16 protein-coding genes are annotated in these 19,798 nt (G+C 69.2%); 6 read left to right on the top strand and 10 right to left on the bottom strand.

Annotated features, from left to right (window positions below; all coding sequences use genetic code 11):
- Position 1 precedes the first annotated feature (1 nt).
- Both IPJ59_RS00680 and IPJ59_RS00675 read left to right on the top strand, forming a co-directional pair.
- A complete protein-coding gene (locus IPJ59_RS00680) occupies positions 2 to 472 on the top strand; it encodes a M67 family metallopeptidase (RefSeq protein WP_293269297.1) in 471 nt (156 codons plus the stop codon).
- Entirely contained in the window at positions 469 to 1,101 is a 633-nt protein-coding gene (locus IPJ59_RS00675; RefSeq protein WP_293269295.1) for a YcbK family protein, read from the top strand. Before IPJ59_RS00680 ends, IPJ59_RS00675 begins: the two co-directional genes overlap by 4 nt.
- A 13-nt stretch (positions 1,102 to 1,114) precedes the next feature.
- Here the strand turns inward: IPJ59_RS00675 and IPJ59_RS00670 are convergent, their stop codons facing one another.
- Both IPJ59_RS00670 and IPJ59_RS00665 read right to left on the bottom strand, forming a co-directional pair.
- Entirely contained in the window at positions 1,115 to 3,706 is a 2,592-nt protein-coding gene (locus IPJ59_RS00670; protein WP_293269293.1) for a penicillin acylase family protein, read from the bottom strand.
- A 60-nt stretch (positions 3,707 to 3,766) separates the two neighbouring features.
- The gene (locus IPJ59_RS00665) at positions 3,767 to 4,828 is read right to left on the bottom strand and encodes a ribonuclease H-like domain-containing protein (protein ID WP_293256365.1); all 1,062 of its coding nucleotides are present in this window, start codon (positions 4,826 to 4,828) and stop codon (positions 3,767 to 3,769) included.
- A gap of 139 nt (positions 4,829 to 4,967) precedes the next feature.
- Between IPJ59_RS00665 and sppA the strand changes: the two genes are divergently transcribed.
- Entirely contained in the window at positions 4,968 to 6,911 is a 1,944-nt protein-coding gene (gene sppA / locus IPJ59_RS00660; RefSeq protein WP_293269292.1) for a signal peptide peptidase SppA, read from the top strand.
- Between the two features lie 64 nt (positions 6,912 to 6,975).
- On the opposite strand, the gene IPJ59_RS00655 is transcribed toward sppA, so the two are convergent.
- The 8 genes from IPJ59_RS00655 to IPJ59_RS00620 all read right to left on the bottom strand — a co-directional run bounded on the left by IPJ59_RS00655 (position 6,976) and on the right by IPJ59_RS00620 (position 15,462).
- Positions 6,976 to 8,949 (bottom strand): DUF4215 domain-containing protein, encoded by a 1,974-nt coding sequence (locus tag IPJ59_RS00655; protein WP_293269290.1) that lies wholly within the window; start codon positions 8,947 to 8,949, stop codon positions 6,976 to 6,978.
- Positions 8,950 to 9,121: 172 nt separating this feature from the next.
- Complete coding sequence (atpC, locus tag IPJ59_RS00650; protein ID WP_293256373.1) at positions 9,122 to 9,538, bottom strand: ATP synthase F1 subunit epsilon; 417 nt, start codon at positions 9,536 to 9,538, stop codon at positions 9,122 to 9,124.
- Positions 9,539 to 9,562: 24 nt separating this feature from the next.
- Positions 9,563 to 11,176, bottom strand: coding sequence for a F0F1 ATP synthase subunit beta (atpD, locus tag IPJ59_RS00645; protein ID WP_293269288.1), 1,614 nt, complete (start codon positions 11,174 to 11,176; stop codon positions 9,563 to 9,565).
- A 54-nt stretch (positions 11,177 to 11,230) separates the two neighbouring features.
- Positions 11,231 to 12,136, bottom strand: a complete 906-nt coding sequence (gene atpG, locus IPJ59_RS00640; protein WP_293269286.1) for an ATP synthase F1 subunit gamma — start codon at positions 12,134 to 12,136, stop codon at positions 11,231 to 11,233.
- A gap of 7 nt (positions 12,137 to 12,143) precedes the next feature.
- A complete protein-coding gene (gene atpA / locus IPJ59_RS00635) occupies positions 12,144 to 13,685 on the bottom strand; it encodes a F0F1 ATP synthase subunit alpha (RefSeq protein ID WP_293269284.1) in 1,542 nt (513 codons plus the stop codon).
- 44 nt (positions 13,686 to 13,729) lie between these two features.
- Positions 13,730 to 14,281 carry an ATP synthase F1 subunit delta gene (atpH, locus tag IPJ59_RS00630; protein WP_293256385.1) on the bottom strand — a complete coding sequence of 184 codons (552 nt, stop codon included), beginning with the start codon at positions 14,279 to 14,281 and terminating at the stop codon, positions 13,730 to 13,732.
- A 39-nt stretch (positions 14,282 to 14,320) separates the two neighbouring features.
- The gene (locus tag IPJ59_RS00625) at positions 14,321 to 14,998 is read right to left on the bottom strand and encodes an ATP synthase F0 subunit B (protein ID WP_293256388.1); all 678 of its coding nucleotides are present in this window, start codon (positions 14,996 to 14,998) and stop codon (positions 14,321 to 14,323) included.
- Positions 14,995 to 15,462: an ATP synthase F0 subunit B gene (locus IPJ59_RS00620; RefSeq protein WP_293256391.1), complete on the bottom strand. Its 468-nt coding sequence runs from the start codon at positions 15,460 to 15,462 to the stop codon at positions 14,995 to 14,997. The genes IPJ59_RS00625 and IPJ59_RS00620 overlap by 4 nt, the downstream gene beginning before the upstream one ends.
- A gap of 440 nt (positions 15,463 to 15,902) precedes the next feature.
- Here IPJ59_RS00620 and IPJ59_RS00615 point away from each other — a divergent pair, with 440 nt between their 5' ends.
- From IPJ59_RS00615 to IPJ59_RS00605, 3 genes are all read left to right on the top strand, one after another.
- Positions 15,903 to 16,940: an FHA domain-containing protein gene (locus IPJ59_RS00615; RefSeq protein WP_293256394.1), complete on the top strand. Its 1,038-nt coding sequence runs from the start codon at positions 15,903 to 15,905 to the stop codon at positions 16,938 to 16,940.
- Positions 16,941 to 17,062: 122 nt separating this feature from the next.
- Positions 17,063 to 17,824, top strand: a complete 762-nt coding sequence (locus tag IPJ59_RS00610) for a succinate dehydrogenase cytochrome b subunit (RefSeq protein WP_293269282.1) — start codon at positions 17,063 to 17,065, stop codon at positions 17,822 to 17,824.
- Positions 17,825 to 17,846: 22 nt separating this feature from the next.
- Positions 17,847 to 19,760, top strand: a complete 1,914-nt coding sequence (locus IPJ59_RS00605) for a fumarate reductase/succinate dehydrogenase flavoprotein subunit (protein WP_293269281.1) — start codon at positions 17,847 to 17,849, stop codon at positions 19,758 to 19,760.
- Positions 19,761 to 19,798 lie beyond the last annotated feature (38 nt).

Genomic DNA, 19,798 nt, shown 5'->3' with positions numbered 1-19,798 from the left:
CATGACCGACCTCGAGATCCCCGCCGACATCCTCGCCGCGATCTACGCCCAGGCGCGCGCCGAGTTCCCGGGCGAATGCTGCGGCTACCTGCGCGGGCCCGGGCCGGAGCGCACCCTGGTTCGCTGCACCAACTATCAGGATCGCCTGCATGCGCTCGACCCCGTGGCCAACCCGCGCACGTCGGCGAACGGCTACAACTTCGGCGGGCGCCAGCAGATCGACTTCGCCAACAGCTTCAACGGCGATGACCCGGCGACGATCATCTATCACTCGCATCCACGGGTCGGCGCGTACTTCTCGCTCGAGGACGAGGCCGCTGCGCTCTCGGCCGGGTGGATGGTCGACTATCTGGTGGTCGATGTGCAGGAGCACGAGATCCGCGAGGCAGTGCTGTTTCGCCGCGACCCGCAGGCCGGCCCGGAGGGGCCCGCCTTCGTCGCCGTGGCGCGCTTCCCGGGGGCCGCGACGTGATCGCCGCGGCGCTCGCGATCCTGCTCGCCGCCGCCGGCGGGGATCCGGCCGAAAGCAAGAAGGCGCGTTACCTCGCCGACAAGCAGCTCGCTCCGCCCCGCCCCGCCGAGTGCTGCGCGCCGGGCGTGCACCTGCCCGAGAGGACATGTCGCGTGGACCCGGCCTGTCGCCCGCCGCTGCGGGCGGGGGACAGCGGGCAGGCCGTCCTGACGGCGCACAACCTGTGGACCGAGGAGCACATGCCGTGGACCGGCCCGATCGTGCTCGACCGCGCGGCGCTCGGCCGCTTCCTCCGCTGCCACAACAGCGGCCTGCCGGGCGAGCACCCGCGCGAGCTGGTGCTGCGGGTGCTCGCCACCGCGGAGAAGTTCGGCGCGCACAAGCTCGCGATCGTCAGCGGCTACCGCAACGCCAAGTACAACCTGCTGCTGGCCAAGAAGGGCCGCGAGGTGTCGCGCGACAGCAACCACACGCGCAGCCAGGCGATCGACTTCTCGCTGCCAGGCGTGGCCACCGAACTGCTGTACCGCCACCTGCTCAAGGCCCATCACGGCGGCGTCGGCTACTACCCGGTCAGCAGCTTCGTCCACGTCGACACGGGCAAGCAGCGGACCTGGCGGGGCACCTGAGGCCCGCCGCGCCTCAGGGCGCGAGCACGATGCGGGTCGGCTTGGTCGCCTCGACCTCGGCGCGGGTGTATGGGTACTTGGTGTACACGCCGTTGCGCCAGTCCTCGACCGTGTCGGCGAAGTGCGGGCTCGTGGGCTCGCCGCTGTTGCCGCGCGGGAAGTTCATGTAGGCCTCGGGCGTGCCGTCGTCGAGGAAGCGAGTGACGACGCGAAACACCGGGCCGTCGTGCGACTCGAATTGCTTGTTCACGGTGGTCGTATTCGGCTCGTAGAACACGGTGGACGAGACATTGACGGTGTCCTCGCCGCCGTGGGTGGCGACCCAGCCGCCGTCGAGTTCGCCGCCGAAGCCGTTGCGAAAGCCGGTCCCGTGCCGTTCGCCCCAGCTGTACATCGCCGGGTTGACCGAACCAAACTCGCCGCCGAGCCACCCCGCGGTGTCGCTGAGCGCCGACATCACGAGCACGTCGCGGCCCTCCTTCATCACGCCGTCGCCGTCCGGGAACGCGCCGGTGACCGCGAGCGAGGTGAGCTTGAGCGCCGTGACGGCCGAGGCCTCCATAATCGGGCCGAAGGTCAGCAGCAGGTCGTCCTCGTAGACCTGGGTGGCGAGGAAGTGGGCGAAGGCGTGGAAGGCCAGCGCGCCCGGCTGGTCCTGCTGCATGCTGCGGTTCCAGTCGATCGTCATCAGCTTGACCAGGGTGTCGAGCTCGGGCCGATCGCGGAAGGTGGCGAGTTCCTCGTCGCTCGGGACCTTGGCGTAGACCTCGGCGAGCACCGGCAGCAGCTGATCCGCGAGCCCGCTGTGGGTGTCGGTCTGCACCGCCTGCATGTCCTTGACGGACAGCTTGCCCTTCTTCGTCAGCTCCTGGAGGCGCGCCTCGATGCGCGCGCCGCGGTAGCCGGGGTCGAAGAAGGCGCCGTAGTACCAGGGATCGTTGTGCACGTCGCCGTCGGCGGTGAAGCCGAAGGGTTCGTTGTTGGCGGTGACGATGAAGCCGGTCTTGTCGGCGTGGCTGCGCGGCAGCTTGTCCGCGGTCAGGTTCTTGCCGGTCCAGTAGTAGCTCGGGTCGTCGCCGTCGACGACGGTGTAGGGCATCGGGTGCGCCGACGGATCGCCGCGATCGGGGACCAGCGTGCTCAGGTGATAGCTGATGCCGTCCTTGTCGGCGGCGAGCCAGTTGAAGGTGCCGACCTCCATCTTCTCGACGGCCGTCTCCCACTCGCTCACCGAGCTCGCGCGGCCCATCGCCAGGAAGGCCGCCGCCTCGTTGGTCGCGCGGAAGCCGGTCCAGTTGATCAGCACGTGGCGGTTGGCGTCGACGACCAGGGCCTCGGGGAAGGGCAAGGCGTCGCCGAGCAGCACGCCGTAGCCGTCCACGTCGCTGACCGCGAGCACGACCGTCGTGCCGCCCTTGACCTTGATCTCCTCGCTCCGCTTCGTGATCGCGGGCTTCTTGGTACCAGCGGTGATCGTCTTGCCGTCGCTGCTGACCGCGTAGAGGTCCATGCAATCGGCGAAGCCGGTGGTCGCGGCCCACTGGATGTGGCGGTTGTGACCGAGCTGCACCCCGGGCGCACCGGCGAAGCCGAAGCCAGCGGCATCGAAGGTCCCGCCCTTGTCGGCGGTGTTGAGGTGCTGCGCGTACATCACCGACGGGCTCTGCAGCGGCTGGTGCGGATCGTTGCAGATCAGCGGCTTGCCGTTGTCGGTGAAGCGGCCGTCGACCGCCCAGTTGTTGCTGCCGAGCACATGGAAGCCGGACAGCGCGCTGTGCATGCGCGCGAGCGCGGCGGCGGCGTCGGGCGGCACGGCCTTGCCAGCGGTGGCCTGCAGCTTGGCCAACGCGTCGGGGCCCGGCTTGTCCGGGCGCGTCGCCCCGGCGCCGGCCTTGGGCCGATCCTCCGGCGGCATGGTGAAGGTGGGCATGCCGGGGCGCAGCAGCTCGATCGAGGCGTAGGCGTCCTTCGCCAGGCGCTGGACCACGCTGGCGAGGAACTCGTACTCGAGCGTGTTGGAGTTGCCGAACATGATCATCTTGGCGATGACGAAGGTGTCGACGTTGTCCCAGCGCTCGGGCTGGTAGTCGGCCTCGGCGGGGCCGAAGCCGTAGGGCAGCGGCGCCGCGCCGCTCTTGATCTCGTCGATGCGGGCGTTGACGCCGGCGATCCAGGCGCTGAACAGCGCGTAGTCAGCGGGGGCCTCGGCCTTGAGGCGCTCGGCGTCGAGGGTGCCCCAGCGCTTGAAGTTGAAGAGGCGTGAGATCTTGTCCTCGTCGACCTTCGACGGCCCGAGCACCTCGGCGCCGCGACCGTAGGCCCGCCGACGCATGAGGTCGATCTGGAACAGGCGGTCGGTCGCCATCTGATAGCCGGCGGCGTAGAACAGGTCGCGCTCGTGCTCGGCGTAGATGTGCGGGATGCCGCGATCGTCGATGAGGATCTCGACCTCGGCGCGCAGACCGGGGAATAGCTCCGGATCGCCGAGCTCCTCGCCGGTCTCGCTGCTGCCGCCCTCGGCTTCTCCGGCCGATCCGCCGCCGCAGGCCAACAGCGACGGGGTGGAGAGCAGCGCGAGCAGCGTGAGACAGCGAGGCAACATCATGCCTCGCACATGAGCACAGGTCGCGCGGGCAGCACAAGAAATGCCCCCGTGACCTGCCCCTCACCAGTCGGAGCGGAACTTGAGGAGCGTGTCACGCACGCGTTGATACACGCCGACGGTGGCCAGCACGTCGCCGCGGTTGTACGCGGCGATCGCCTCGATGTCGCCGCGGGCGTAGGTCGGCGCGACCTGGCTGCCGTCGAGGGCGCCCTTGGGTGACGCGAGACCCAGCGCCCAGCACAGCACGTCGAGGCCCGCGGGCCCCAGCGCACGCCCCGGCTGGAGCAGGCGGTAGAGGTCGAGGTGCGGGCGCAGATCGTAGGGCTTGCCGAGCAGGTCGACACGAGCGGGCACGCCGTGCAACAGGCTCCGGTTGACCAGGAAGGGCACGTCGAAGTTGCGGCCGTTGTAGCTGACGACCACGTCGGCCTGGGCCGCCAGGATCCAGAAGGCCCGCAGCAGCGCCGGCTCGTCGACCGGACGCAGCCACGACGGATAGTCGGCGGGGTCGCACGAGCGGCCAGGCGGCGGTACGGCGAGCACGGTCACGGCGGCCTCGTCGGCCGCGGCCTCGCCGTCAGCGAACGCGAGCGACACGACCCGGGCGAGCAGCGGCGAGAGGCTGCACGCGAGGCCGGCGGCCGCATCATCGCCGCCGGCGAAGCGCTCGAGCGCCTTGCCGACGCTCTCGGGCAGCTCGTCACGGGGCTGCGCCGGCACGGTCTCGATGTCGAAGACCAGGGCGCGACACAGCAGGTCAGCGACAGGCTCGTGACCGGGCCCGAGGATCGCGTCGATGTCGGCCTCGCCAGGCTGAACCGGCCGGATCTTTCGTACGCCGAGCTGAAGGGCGCCCTGGTAGAGCTCGGCGCGGAACATCAGCTTGACGATCTGACCGCGGGCGATGGCCCGGCCCGCCTCGAGCGCGTCGGGGGCGTCGTCCCAGATCTTGCCAGCGAGCACGCGGGTCGCGTCAGCGAGGCTGAGGTCGAGGAAGGGCCGGCCCTGGCGTGTGCGGCCCTCTTGCAGGCCGCGCACGCAGGCGTGAGCGATGTACACGCGGTTCGGATCGGCGACGACCTCGGACAGCGAGGCGACTTGCTCGGGCACGGGGGCTTGCATGCGGACGCGGAGCATATCCGCCCCCTGCCCCGTCGCACCTGAACAGGTACACAGGCAGTGACCACGCCGCCCTGGGCTGGCGCGCGCGAGCGAAACGCTGCAGCCTCGCGCGGGTCCAAGTTGCCCACCGGAGACGCGCATGATGAAGCGATGGATGGCCCTGTCCCTGTCCCTGCCCCTGCTACTGGCGGCCTGCAATCGTGGTGAGCGCGGCGCAACAGCCGACGCACCCAAGCCCGCGAGCAGCGAGCCGAAGGACGCACCCGCGCCGGCGCCGGCTGCCAACCCGCTCGGCGCCCTCGGCCCGCTCGCGGGGATGATGGCGAGCAAGCTCGAGCAGCCGGGGCCCTACGACGCGCCTATCAAGTCGGCGGACTTCAACAAGGATGCGCCGCACTTTCTCACCTACGAGCTGCACGGGGCTATCGACGACCTCTCGCAGATCAACCTGTTCGGCGGCGGCGGTGGGGTCACCGAGCTGCGCGCCCTCACCGATCGCCTGCACCGGGCCGCAGCCGACCCCAACGTGCGTGGCCTGGTGCTCCGCGTCGACGCGCCCGAGATCGACATGGCCAGCGCCGAGGACCTGCGCGCGGCGATGCTGGCGTTCAAGGGGCCGAGCGGTGCGCGCAAGCTGCACTGCCACGCCGACAGCGCCGGCAACCTCGCCTACTTCCTGCTCAGCGCCTGCGACCGCGTGGGCCTGGAGCCGCTCGGCGAGCTCGCGCTGACCGGGCCCGCGGCGACGCCGATCCACCTCAAGGGGCTGCTCGATCGCCTCGGCGTGCAGCCGGACTTCGTGCACGTCGGCGCGTTCAAGGGCGCCGCTGAGCCGCTGACGCGCCGTGAGCCGTCGCCGGAGATGCTGGCGACGCTCGGGGCGATCGTCGACCAGATGTACGCGAGCCTGATCGCCGGCCTCGTCGAGGGCCGCGGGCTGACGCGCGAGTCGGCCGTCGAGACGATCGACAAGGCGATGTACTTCGGCGAGTCCGCTGTGGCAGCGAAGCTGGTCGACGTGGTCACCCCGTGGGAGAGCTTCCGCGACGAGGCCACCGGCGGTACCGCGTGGTCGCGCATGAAGCTCAAGGAGAGCGCGGGCGCCGGCGGCTTCGACATCGAGAAGCTGCAGGTCTTCCTCGGCCTGCTGCCGACCAAGCGCCCGAGCGACCCGCACGTCGCGCTGGTCTACGCCGTCGGCAATATCATCGACGGCAAGGGCGGCGGCCTCATCGGAGCGCGCCGCGAGATCGCCGGCCACACCCTGTCGGCGGCGCTGCACAACCTCGCCGCCGACGACAAGGTCCGCGCCATCGTGCTGCGCGTGAACTCGGGAGGCGGCAGCGCCCAGGCCTCCGAGGAGATCTGGCGGGCCGTCGCGGCGGTGAAGGCGAAGAAGCCGGTGATCGTGTCGATGGGGCGCGTCGCGGCCTCGGGCGGCTACTACATCTCGACCGGCGCGACCAAGATCTTCGCCCAGCCCGACACCCTCACCGGCTCGATCGGCGTCGTCGGCGGCAAGCTGGCGCTCGGCGGCATGTTGGCCAAGATCGGCGTCGAGACCTTCGCGGTCGGGCGGGGCAAGCACGCGACCATGTGGTCGGCCATGACGCCGTGGACCGACGAGCAGCGGGCCATGGTGCTCGGAATGATGGAGGACGTGTACAAGGTGTTCGTCAACCGCGTCGCCGAGGGTCGCGGCAAGGCCTACGACGAGATCCACGCGATCGCCCAGGGTCGCGTGTGGACCGGGAAGGCGGCCCAGGAGCGCGGCCTGGTCGACGCGATGGGCGACCTCGACGCGGCGCTCGCCGAGGCGCGCACGCTGGCCCAGGTCGGCCCGACGGTCGAGCTCGAGGTCTACCCGCCCGAGCCGACGCTCAAGGACGTGCTCGAGGGTCTGGTCGAGGCCTCGCCCGCGGACATGCTCGGGCGCGCCGAGGTGGTCGGTGCGCTGGCGCAGCTGCGGGCCGAGTTCGGCCACGGCGCGGTGAGCACGGTGGTGGCGACGCTCGGCCAACTGCTGCAGCTTCGCCGCGAGCCCGTGTTGATGGCGACGATGCTGCCGCTCACGGTCGAGTGAGCGACGAGCAGACGCGCCGCGGGCGAAGGCCCGCGGCGCGATGCATGGGCAGCCAGGGCCGCGATCACTGGAGGATCAGCGTCAGCTTGACCATGTCGAGCGTGCCGACGTCGCCCGGACCCGCATCGCCGGCGCAGAACTTCCAGGTGCCCGCGGAGGCGAGACCGGCGAAGTCGGTGAACTTCACGCCGGGACCCTTGCCCGGGTTGGTGAAGTACTCGCAGAACATGTCGTCCTTGCACACGACGCCGGCCGAGTTGATCGTGTTGCCGGTGAGCTCGGCGTCCTTGGCCCCCCCGTCCTTGAACAGGACCGGGAAGGCCTTGGCGTAGTCGGAGCTCTCGAGCGAGATCTCGGTGCCGTTGTCCAGGGCCTCGATGATCCCGGGGCGGCTCATCAGGGTCAGGGTCTTAGCGTTCGCGGGGCTGAAGAGCTTGAAGGTGAGGTCGCCGATCCACGGGTGATCGAGGCCGACGATGACCTGGGCCGTCTGGACCGTACCGACCTTGGCCACCACGAGATCGACGCACTTCATGCTCGCCTGGGTGCCCGTGTAGGCGTCGTCCGTGATCGCCAGCGCCTGCGCCAGCTTCTCCACCACGGCCACGTTCTCCAGCTTGCACATCGCGCTGCAGCCGTCGTTGGGCAGGATGTTGCCGTCGTCGCAGTCCTCGACGCCCATGTTCACGAAGGTGTCGCCGCACTTGGCGCTCTTGCACGCGTTCAGGCAGACGTCGGTGTTGCTCATGTTGCCGTCGTCGCACTCCTCGCCCATCTGCGGGAAGCCGTCGCCGCACTTGGCGTTGGTGCACTGCAAGGTGCAGGCGCCCATGTTGTCGTTCATATCGCCCTTGTCGCACTCCTCGGGCGGCTGCAGGAACCCGTCGCCGCACTTGGCGTTCTTGCACACGGACGTGCACGAGTCGGTGTCGTCCTTGTTGCCGTCGTCGCACTCCTCACCGGGGCCCGGGAAGCCGTCGCCGCAGACGTTGTCGGTGCAGTCCGACTTGCAGATGGCGTCGTCCGCGTTCTCCACGCCGTTGTCGCACTGCTCGTTGTTCTCCCAGATGAACTCGTCGCCGCAGATCGGCGCCTTGCAGGTCGAGGTGCAGTCGCCGGTGTCCTTGTTGTCCTGGCCGAGGTCGCACTCCTCCGCGAGGCTCGCCTGCTGGAAGCCGTCGCCGCACGCGGGCACGGTGCAGAGGTCGGTGCAGGCGTCGTCGTTGTCGCCGTTGGCCCCGTCGTCGCAGGCCTCGTTGGCGTCCACGACGCTGTTGCCGCAGGCCTCGAGCTTGCACTCGGCGTTGCAGCCGTCGCCGGGGTCGACGTTGCCGTCGTCGCAGGGCTCGTCGGGGCTCTGCTTGCCGTCGCCGCAGATGTTCGGGGTGCAGTCACCGAGGCAGGAGCCCATGTCGCCGTTGTTCTTGCCGTCGTCGCAGACCTCGACGTCGGTCTGGATGAAGCCGTCGCCGCAGATCGCGTTCTTGCACTCCGGGGTGCAGGCCCCGCCGGGCGAGTTGTTCTCCTTCTCGTCGCACTCCTCGCCGTTGCTGGGCTGGACAAAGCCGTCGCCGCACTCCGCGAGCGTGCAGGAGTCGGTGCACTCGTCCGTGTTGTCGGGGTTACCGTCGTCGCAGGCCTCGGTCTTGCTCGCCACGCCGTCGCCGCAGCCCGCACCCTTGCACTCGTTGGTGCACTCGTCGGCGTTGTCCGTGTTGCCGTCGTCGCAGCCCTCGCCGGGGCCGACCTCTCCGTCGCCGCAGACATTCGCCGTACAGTCGACCTTGCACGCCTTGTCGTTGGCGTTGTCGGCCCCGTTGTCGCACTCCTCACCCTCCTCCTGCTGACCGTTGCCGCAGACCGGCTCCTGCGGCCCGCCCGTGGTGGGCGTATCCGTGGTCGGCTCGCCGCTGGTGGTGGCTCCCTCGGTGGCTCCCTCGGTCTCGGTACCCTCTGTCTCAGTCGCCTCGCCGCCCTTGCAGGCGCCGGCGAGGCCGGCGAGCAACGACAGGGAGGCCAACAAACCGTAACAATTCATCGAACGTACATGCATAGTTACGACGCTAAGGCACGCCGCTCGAAGTGGCAATGCGCAGCATCCTACGCGCTCTACAAGGCCGCAGCCGCGACCACTCAAGATGGCGAAATGGCCCTGCGAATGCAGAGCCATCGGCCACCCGATGGCTATCGATCAACGTGTCCGCGTCGACTCAGCTCGCGGCTCGGATCTGCGCCTCAAGCCAGCCCTGCTGCGTGACCAGCTTGCGATGCTCGGCAGCATCGATCGAGTCGTGCTGGGCCACCAGTTCCCCGTTGACGCGCACCAGAGCCTCACGCGCCGCGCCGACGTCGATCTCGTCGGACTCGAGCGCACGCTCCACGAGGATCGCCACACGACCATCGGCGCCGATCTCGAGGAAACCCGCGCCGACCGCGATGCGCACCGAGGTCTCGCCCTCGCGGAACCGGACCACCCCCGGAACGACCGGCGTCACGAAGGGCACGTGATCGGGGAGCACGCCGAGCTCGCCATTGAGGCCGGGGATCTCGACGCCCGAAACCTCCAGGTTGCGGCGCTTGGGGCCGAGCGGCGTGAGGATGTCGAGCTTGATGCTGGTGTGGGCCATGGTCGATCCTTGCCGCGGCGCCGATCAGGCCTTGTTCGCGGCGGCTTTCTTGGCGTCTTCCTCGGCCAGGCGCTTGGCCTTGGCCACAGCCTCACTGATGCCACCGACCATGTAGAACGCCTCCTCGGGTAGGTGGTCGTGCTTGCCCTCGACGATCTCACGGAAGCTCTGGATGGTGTCCTTGAGCTCGACCTGCTTGCCGTCGCTGCCGGTGAACACCTTGGCGACGTCGAAGGGCTGGCTGAGGAAGCGCTGCACGCGGCGGGCGCGGCCGACGATCTTCTTGTCGTCCTCGCTGAGCTCGTCCATGCCCAGGATCTTGATGATGTCCTGCAGCTCTTTGTACTTCTGCAGGGTCTGCTGGACCATGCGGGCGACGTCGTAGTGCTCCTGGCCGACGACCTCGGCGCTGAGGATCGTGCTGCTCGAGTCGAGCGGATCGACGGCCGGGTAGATGCCGATCTCGGTCAGCGCGCGACTGAGCACGGTGGTGGCGTCGAGGTGGGCAAAGGCGGTCGCGGGCGCGGGGTCGGTGAGGTCGTCCGCGGGCACGTAGATCGCTTGCACCGAGGTGATCGAGCCCTTGTTGGTCGTGGTGATGCGCTCCTGCAACGCGCCCATCTCGGTGGCGAGGGTCGGCTGGTAGCCGACCGCGCTCGGGATGCGACCGAGCAGCGCCGACACCTCGGAGCCCGCCTGGGTGAAGCGGAAGATGTTGTCGACGAAGAGCATCACGTCCTGGCGCATCTCGTCGCGGAAGTACTCGGCCTGCGTGAGGCCCGAGAGGGCGACGCGGGCGCGGGCGCCGGGCGGCTCGTTCATCTGGCCGTAGACGAGCGACACCTTGCTCTTGTCGGTGTCGACCTTACGAACCAGGCGGGTCTCGTGGTCCCAGTCGGCCTGGATGACGCCGGACTCGATCATCTCGAAGTAGAGGTCGTTGCCCTCGCGGGTGCGCTCGCCGACGCCGGCGAACACCGAGTAGCCGCCGAACAGCTTGCCGACGTTGTTGATCAGCTCCTGCAGGAGCACGGTCTTGCCGACGCCAGCGCCGCCGAACAGGCCGATCTTGCCGCCGCGGCGGTAGGGGGCGAGCAGGTCGATGACCTTGATGCCGGTGACCAGCACCTCGACCTTGGTGCTCTGCTCGACGAAGGTCGGGGCGGCGCGGTGGATCGATCGGAACTCGGTGACCGCCAGGGGGCCCTGCTCGTCGACCGGCTCGCCGATGACGTTCATGATGCGACCGAGCACGCCCTTGCCGACGGGCATCTGGATCGGCTTGCCGGTGTCGCGCACATCCATGCCGCGGACCAGGCCGTCGGTGGTGTCCATGGCGATCGTGCGGACGACTCGCTCCCCGAGGTGCAGCGCGACCTCGAGGGTGAGGTTGTCGGCGGCGTCGTTGATGCGCGGGTTGGTCAACTTGAGCGCCGTGTAGACCTCGGGCAGGTTGCCCGTGAACTCGACGTCGACGACCGGGCCGATGACCTGGATGACCTTGCCAGCGCCCGGAGCGGCCGGGAGGTCGGCGTCAGCGGCCCGCTGCGGGGCGGAGCCAGGGCGGCTACCGAGCAGAGGGCTCGACGGTCCGAAGATGGAGGGCTTGTTGGTGGGCGGCGGCGGCAGGTTGGTCATGGGGGCTCCGGGCAGGGGCAGGAAGAGTGGGCGGGCTCGGGATGACGACGGCGCTTAGCCCTTGAGGGCCTCGGCGCCGCCGATGATCTCCATGAGCTCCTTGGTGATCGCGGCCTGACGCTCGCGGTTGTAGTGCAGCGTCAGCTCCCCGATCAGCTGGGTGGCGTTGTCGGTGGCCGATTCCATCGCGGTGCGGCGCGCGGCGATCTCGCCGGCGATCGAGTTGAACATTGCCTGCTGGAGCTGCGCCTCGATGGCGATCGGCAGCAGGTGACCGAGCAGGCTAGCGCGGTCGGGCTCGAACAGCGGCGGGACCGGCTGGTCGCCGCTGGCGCTCGGCTCGGGCGCCTTGACCGGGAGGACCTGCACGATGCGCGGCTCCTGGGTCAGCACGCTCTTGAAGTAGTTATAAGCGAGGTGCACGGAGTCGCACTGCGGCAGTCCGACCTGGCCCTCGGCCGGCGGCTCAAACAGCGCCATCACCTCGGCGGCGACCTCCTTGGCCCGCTCGACGATGTTGGCGAGCGTCGGGGCCTCGTGGCTGCGCTCGATCTTCTGGGCGCTGCCGAGGAAGGCCCGGCCCTTCTTGCCGACGGTGATCACGACGACCTCGCGACCCTCGGCCTGCTCGCGCTTGATGAAGGTCAAGCCGGCGCGATTGACGTTGGCGTTGAAGCCACCCGCGAGGCCGCGGTCGGCTGTCAGGAGGATCAGACCCACGCGATTGTTGCCGGTGCGGTGACCCAGCAGCGGGTGGAGGGCGCTGCCCTCCCCTTCGCTCGCGCCAGTGACCAGCGCCCGGACGACCTCTTCGAGGCGCTCGCCGTAGGGACGCGCGGCGAGGGCGGCCTGCTGGGCCTTGACCAGCCGCGCCGCGGCGATCCGGCTCATCGCCGAGGTGATCTTGCGGGTGTTCTTGACCGACCCGATGCGGCCGCGGATCTCCTTCAGGTTGGCCATGAGTCTCCTAGACCTTCGCCGGCTTGCGCGCGGCGTCCTTGGCGTAGATCTCCTTGAAGGCCTTGATCGAGCTCTCCAGGGTCTCGTCGACCTTGGCGAGGTCGGGCTTGGACGTGGCGCGGCCGATGAGCTCGAGCAGGTCGGCGCGGCTGTCCTTCATCCACGCGTGCAGCTTGGCCTCGAACGGGCGGACCTCGGCGAGCTCAAGGCTGTCGAGGTGACCACGGGTGCCGGCGTAGATGCTGACGACCTGCAGCGCGACCGGGAGCGGGACGTACTGGTTCTGCTTGAGCAGCTCGGTGAGGCGCTGGCCGCGGGCGAGGGTGTCGCGGGTGGCCTTGTCGAGGTCCGAGGCGAACTGCGAGAAGGCCTCGAGCTCGCGGTACTGCGCGAGATAGAGGCGCAGCGGGCCGGCGTACTTCTTCATCGCCGAGGTCTGGGCGGCGCCGCCGACGCGGGACACCGAGATACCGACGTTGATGGCCGGGCGGACGCCCTTGTAGAAAAGGTTGCTCTCGAGAAAGATCTGACCGTCGGTGATCGAGATGACGTTGGTCGGGATGTACGCTGATACGTCGCCAGCCTGGGTCTCGATGATCGGGAGCGCGGTCAGCGAGCCGCCGCCCTCCTTGTCGGACAGCTTGCAGGCGCGCTCGAGCAGGCGGCTGTGCAGATAGAACACGTCGCCGGGGTACGCCTCGCGGCCCGGCGGGCGGCGCAGCAGCAGCGAGAGCTGGCGGTAGGCGACCGCCTGCTTGGACAGGTCGTCGTAGACCAGGAGGGCATGGCCGCCGCGGTCGCGGAAGAACTCGCCCATCGTGACGCCGGTGTACGGCGCGATGAACTGGAAGGGCGCAGACTCGGAGGAGTTGGCGGCGACGACGATGGTGTATTCCATCGCCCCCTCGCGGCGCAGGCGATCGACGACCGTGGCTACGGTCGAGGCCTTCTGCCCGATCGCCACGTAGACGCAGATCATGTTCTGGCCCTTTTGATTGATGATCGTGTCGAGCGCCACGGCCGTCTTGCCGGTCTGGCGGTCGCCGATGATCAGCTCGCGCTGGCCGCGGCCGATCGGGACCATCGAGTCGATCGACTTGAGCCCGGTCTGCATCGGCTCGTGCACGCTCTTGCGGGCGATGATGCCGGGCGCCTTGAGCTCGACCACGCGGCTCTCGGTGTTGGCCAGCGCGGGGCCGCCGTCGACCGGCACACCCAGCGCGTTGACCACGCGGCCGATCAACGCGTCGCCCACGGGAACGCTCATGATCGACTTGGTGCGACGGACGACGTCGCCCTCCTTGATCAGCTGATCGTTGCCCAGAAGGGCGACGCCGACGTTGCCCTCCTCGAGGTTGAGGATCATGCCCTTGACGCCGTGGGGGAACTCGAGCAGTTCGCCGGCCATCGCGTTGTCGAGGCCGTAGACGCGGGCGATGCCGTCGCCGACGGTGAGGACGGTGCCCGTTTCCTCGACCGAGATCTTGGTCTCGTAGCCCTGGATCTGCTCCTTGATGATCCGGGAGATTTCGTCGGCTCTGATATCCATGGGATGTCTCGTGCTTGCTTGGATGAGGAGAGAGAGGGAGGAAACTAGCTGCGCAGCGCGCCGCGCATGCGCTCGAGCTGCGACTTGACGCTGCCGTCGAACACGTAGGTGCCGACCTGGGCGACGACGCCGCCCAGCAGCGCCGGGTCGACCTTGCTGTCGACGAGGATGGTCTTGCCGGTGACCTTCTCGAGCGCGGCCTTCAGCTTGGCGAGGGACTCACCGGCGAGCGGCCGGGCCGAGGTGATGGTCGCCTTCTGGCGGCCGGCGAGGGCGTCAGCCATGTCCTGGAAGGCGACGGCCATCTGGGGCACGCCGGCGATGCGGCCGCGCTCGAAGACCAGCTGGAGGAAGCGGTTGACCGTGACGTCGAGGTTCATCCGCTTGAGCACCGCGTCGAGCACGCTGCGGCGCTGGGACTGAGCGTGGAGGTTGAAATCGAGGACCGCGAGCAGACTCGCCGCGCCCTCGACGGGCACGGAGGTACTGCGCACAAAGGCGGCGAGGTCGCGACCGTAGATCTCGCGCTGCATCGGCGTATCGGCGAGCTGGAGCAGCGCGCGTGCATAACGGCGGGCGAGTGTGGCGGGGATCATGCCGGTCCTTTCGTCGTCATCTTATTCGTGGCGCTCCGGTCAGGCGCGAGCGGTGCGGTTGTTCGCTAGCTCGACCGCGTAGTCGTCGACCAGTCGCCCCTGGTCGGCATCGGTGATGCGCGTGGCCAGGATCTCGCCGGCGCGGGCGATCGCCCGGTCGACGACCTCGGCCTCGATCTCGGCGCGACGCAGACCGACCTCGCGCTGGGCTGCGGCCATCGCCGCGGTCTTGAAGCGCAGGGCCTCCTGCTCCGCCTCGGCGAGCAAGCGGGCGCGGTCAGCCTCGGCGGCCTTGCGCGCCGCATCGAGGATCTGCTTGCTCTCGGCGTCGACGCGGTCCATCCGCGCCTTGAAGTCGGCCAGCGCGGCCTGGGCGTCGCTCAGATTGCGGGCGGCCTCGTCGACCTGGCGCTTGATGTCGTCGTGGCGAGTGGCGTTGTCGTCGACCAGCTTGCGCAGGATCAGGCGGTGAATGAGGAACGCCAAGACGACGAAATTGATGACGAGATAGCCGAGGCCGATCCGCGGATCCTCTGCGCTCGGCCAGTTGAACAGCGTAATGCCGTTGTGGGCGCCGTGGCCAACAGCGGCGTCGTGACCTCCCCCGGCCGGCGCCCCGAGTGCCGGCATACTGACCAGCCAGCACAGGGCGGCGCTCGTGGTGGTCCAGCACGCGGAACAGCGGGCCGCCGCGCGGCGCGCGAGATCCATGCTCATGGTGTCCTCCCGAGGATACGGGTGGCGACGTCGGCGGCGAGCTCGTCGACGCGGGCGGCGAGCGTGCTGCGAGCGGCGTCAGACTCGCGGGCCAGGCGACCGCGGAGTTCCTCCATCTCGACGTTGGCGGCGCTGCGAGTGTCCGCGAGCCGGCGCTGGCGATCACTCTCCGCGGCCTTCACGGCCTCGGAGCGGACCGCCCCGGCCCGACCGCGTGCGTCGGCGAGGCGAGCGTCGTAGTCGACACCGATGCGCTCGGCCTCGACGCGGAGCTCGGTGGCGGACAGCAAGGTGCCGTCGATGGCATGCTCGCGGCGCGCCCGGGTCGCCAGCCACGGCTTGAACAACAGCGGGTGGAGGATCGCCATCAACAGCAGGAAGATGCCCGCCTGGATGAAGATGGTCCCATCGATGTCGACGACCGGCGCGGCCGCAGAAGCGAGGAGGAGGACGGGTGCTGGCATGAGTCAGACGGTCCGATGCCGCGACGGTGAGCGAAAATCGCAATACCGCGAGGCGCGCGGGCATCTACCACGCACGATGGGGGGCGTCAACGCCTCGCACCCGCGTCGACGGGCTTGCAGGAGCGAGACGTGGGTCACTGCCCACGAGCCGAACCGCCTGGCACTCGCTGCATCGTGGCGCACACATCGGCGGTGCGACCGCGACGCGTGCTCCACCGAGAGTCGTGAGCTTCGTCCGCGTCCCTCGCCCCTCGCGGCCTCGTCGATCGTTCTGGTCGCAATGAACGAGGCTCTGCCCGCGGCCCTCGGTTGATATCGCCCAGGGTCCGCTAGACCGCCCTGGACGGGCTCTGGCGGCCCCTCTGACGGCCTCTGAGGGGGGCCCGATCGCGGACAATTTGCGTGGCGCTGCCGACGGGTCTGGCATACCCTGCAGGTCTGTGAGTAGCAAACGGCCCGACCCGTACGACCGCCCAGCGAATCCGCTGGCACAAGACGACGAGGAGAGCGACCGCGACTTCGACCCCGAGCTCCGAGGCGAGACGCGCCCGCTCGACCTCATCGATTGTTTCGGTCGGGCCAAGGCCGTGCTCGGCGCGCTGGTCGGCAACATGGCCCCGGGCGAGTCGCTGGTCGTGGTCACCAACGACCTCGGCTTTCCGGTCGCGCAGCGACCGATCCGTCGTCCGGAGAACCTCCCGCACGCGATGGTGTTCGGCCGGCACAACCGCTGCAGTCTGGCCATCCCCCACGACACGCGGGTCAGCCTGCGCCACATCCTCGTCACCGCCTGGCCGGGCCAGGGCGCGCTGCGCCTCCGCGGTTACGACCTCGGCGGCCGCGCGGGCATCGTCCTGGCGGACGGCAAGCGCGTGCCTGGCTTCTCGGCGCTCGGGCACGTCGCCCTCTCCTTCGGTCACACGGGCCTGTTCGTGCTGCCGGGCGGGCCCGCTGGGCTCGCACTGCTCGAGGGCAGCACCGACCAGGCCTTCCAGCGGCTCACCGGCATCGATCGTCACGGCGGAGGGATCCGTCTGGCGATCTCGGCGATGGCCGAGCCGAGCGTCGCCCAGCTCGGCGGCTACCGACCGATCGACGTCGACGCCCGCCCCCAGCCGCGCGGGGTGCTGCGCCTGCGCTCGCTCAAGTCGGCGAAGTCACAACGCGGCGCCGAGGCCACGCGTGAGCTCGACGTGGACAGCGAGCAGCTGCAGCGCGGACTCCTCATCGGCCGCTATAGCGACCGCTGCTCGCTCGCCGGGTCGGGTCGCAACCTGTCTCGTGTGCACGCGCTCGTCACCGAAGAGGGCCCCAATTCGCTGCTCGTGTACGACCTGGCCAGCACCAACGGCGTGCGCCCGGGCCACGAGACGGAGGGCCCGAGCCACGCCGTGGTGCGCCTGCGACAGAACGAGCCGGTGATGCTCGGCCACTTCGAGCTCAGCTGGACCCCGGCCGAACGCATCCGCGTGCATTGAACTGGTCGCCTCGCGTTAATTTTTGCCAGGCAAATCCGCGGGATCTGTGCTACTCGCAAGGCCAGCGGAGCCGGTCGAACGCTGTATAGCCAAGGGCTCCGCGTGTGCACGAGGAACATGCCATGAGCGAGTCCAGTCCTGGTCGCCCCCACAGCCTGCTTGGATCGTCGATCGGCCTCAAGTTCGTGATGGGAGCCACTGGCGTCGTGCTGGTCGGCTTCATCCTCGCGCACATGGCCGGCAACCTCCAGATCTACCTCGGCTCTGACGTCTTCAATCACTATGCGCAGACCCTGAAGGGCACGCCGCCGCTGCTGTGGACCGTGCGCATCGTGGTGCTCAGCGCCGTGCTGCTGCACATCGCCTCGGCGTGGCGATTGACCCAAAAGAACTGGGCGGCGCGGCCCCAGCCCTACGCCAGCCCGCGCCGCTACGACCGCACCAGCTACGCCGCGCTGTTCATGCGCGGCAGCGGTCTGGTGATCCTCGCATTCATCATCTTCCACCTGCTGCACTTCACGATCGGCACGATCCAGCACGAGCACTTCGTGCTGCACGAGGTGCTGCGCGGCGACGTGTGGGTGCGCGAGGAGAACGTCAAGATCCTCGCCTCCGTCCCCGAGCACATGCAGCGCCACGACGCCTACAGCATGTTCGTGCGCGGCTTCCAGAACCCGATCATCGCCGGCTCGTACATCCTCGCCAACCTGCTGCTCGGGCGCCACCTCAGCCACGGCGTCGCCAGCGGCTTCGCCACCCTCGGCTACAGCAAGGGCGGCCAGCGCCAGGTCGCCGAGCGCATCGGCACCACGATCGCCACCCTCGTGACCCTCGGCAACATCTCCTTCCCGATCGCCGTGCTCGCCGGCGTCGTCCACCTCTGACGCTCGCCTCGGAGTCATCGCCATGGACCTCAACGCACGCATCCCTGAAGGCCCGATCGCCGAGAAGTGGGACCGCCACCGCTTCGAGATGAAGCTGGTCAACCCCGCGAACAAGCGCAAGTTCACCGTGATCGTCGTCGGCACCGGCCTCGCCGGCGGCGCCGCGGCGGCGACCCTCGCCGAGCTCGGCTACCACGTCGACTGCTTCTGCTTCCAGGACAGCCCGCGCCGCGCCCACAGCATCGCGGCGCAGGGCGGCATCAACGCGGCCAAGAACTACCAGAACGACGGCGACAGCATCTACCGGCTGTTCTATGACACGGTGAAGGGCGGCGACTTCCGGGCCCGCGAGGCCAACGTGTACCGGCTCGCGCAGGTCAGCGTGAACATCATCGACCAGTGCGTGGCCCAGGGCGTGCCCTTCGCCCGCGAGTACGGCGGCACGCTCAGCAACCGATCGTTCGGCGGCGCCCAGGTCTCGCGCACCTTCTACGCCCGCGGCCAGACCGGCCAGCAGCTGCTGCTCGGCGCCTACCAGGCGCTCGAGCGCCAGATCGGCCTCGGCACGGTGAAGATGTACCCGCGCACCGAGATGCTCGACCTGGTCGTCATCAATGGCCACGCCCGCGGCATCGTCGTCCGCGACCTGCTGACCGGCGAGGTCCGGGCCCACGCCGCCGACGCGGTGGTGCTCGCCACCGGCGGCTACGGCAACGTCTTCTATCTGTCGACCAACGCCAAGGGGAGCAACGTCACCGCGACCTATCGCGCCTACAAGCGCGGCGCCGGGTTCGCCAACCCCTGCTTCACGCAGATCCACCCGACCTGCATCCCGGTCTCCGGCCACTATCAGAGCAAGCTGACCCTGATGTCGGAGTCGCTGCGCAACGACGGCCGGGTCTGGGTGCCCAAGCAGAAGGGCGACGCCCGCCGCCCGCAGGACATCCCCGAGGACGAGCGCGACTACTATCTCGAGCGCCGTTACCCGAGCTTCGGCAACCTGGTGCCCCGCGACGTGGCCTCACGCGCCGCCAAGCAGGCCTGCGACGAGGGCCGCGGCGTCGGTCCGAGCAAGATGGCCGTCTACCTCGACTTCGCCGACGCCATCAAGCGCCTGACGCAGAAGGGCGTGGCCGACCGCTACGGCAACCTGTTCGAGATGTACGAGCGCATCACCGGCGAGAACCCCTACGCCACGCCGATGCGCATCTACCCCGCCGTGCACTACACGATGGGCGGCCTGTGGGTCGACTACAACCTGATGAGCACGGTCCCCGGCCTGCACGTGATCGGCGAGGCCAACTTCTCCGACCACGGCGCCAACCGCCTCGGCGCCTCGGCGCTGATGCAGGGCCTCGCCGACGGCTACTTCATCCTCCCCTACACGATCGGCAACTACCTGGCCACGGCCAAGCAGCCCAAGGTCAGCGCCGACCACCCGGAGTTCAAGCGCAGCATCGCCGAGGTCAACGCCCAGACCTCGCGGCTGCTCTCGATCAACGGCAAGCACAGCGTCGACGAGTTCCACCGCGAGCTCGGCCTGGTGATGTGGGACCACTGCGGCATGGCCCGCAACGAGGCCGGCCTCAAGAAGGCGCTCGGCCTCATCCCGGAGATCCGCGAGCGCTTCTGGAAAGAGGTTCGCGTGCCGGGCGTCGGCGCCGAGTTCAACCAGAACCTCGAGAAGGCCGGGCGCGTCGCCGACTTCCTCGAGTTCGGCGAGCTCATGTGCCTCGACGCGCTCACCCGCGACGAGTCCTGCGGAGGCCACTTCCGCGAGGAGCACCAGATGGACGACGGCGAGGCCAAACGCGACGACGAGCGCTTCGCCCACGCGGCCGTGTGGGAGTACAAGGGCCCCGGCCAGGCCCCGGCGCTCCACAAGGAGCAGCTGGAGTTCGAGCACGTCCACCTCGCCACCCGCGTGTACACGTAGAAGGAGGCCCTGCACCCATGTCCGGTTCATCCGCTGCG

This window comes from Nannocystis sp., from assembly GCF_016714285.1.
In the GTDB taxonomy this organism is placed as follows: domain Bacteria; phylum Myxococcota_A; class Polyangia; order Nannocystales; family Nannocystaceae; genus Nannocystis.
The sequence above is the reverse complement of the archived record's forward strand: the minus strand, read 5'-3'. Positions and strand labels throughout refer to the sequence as shown.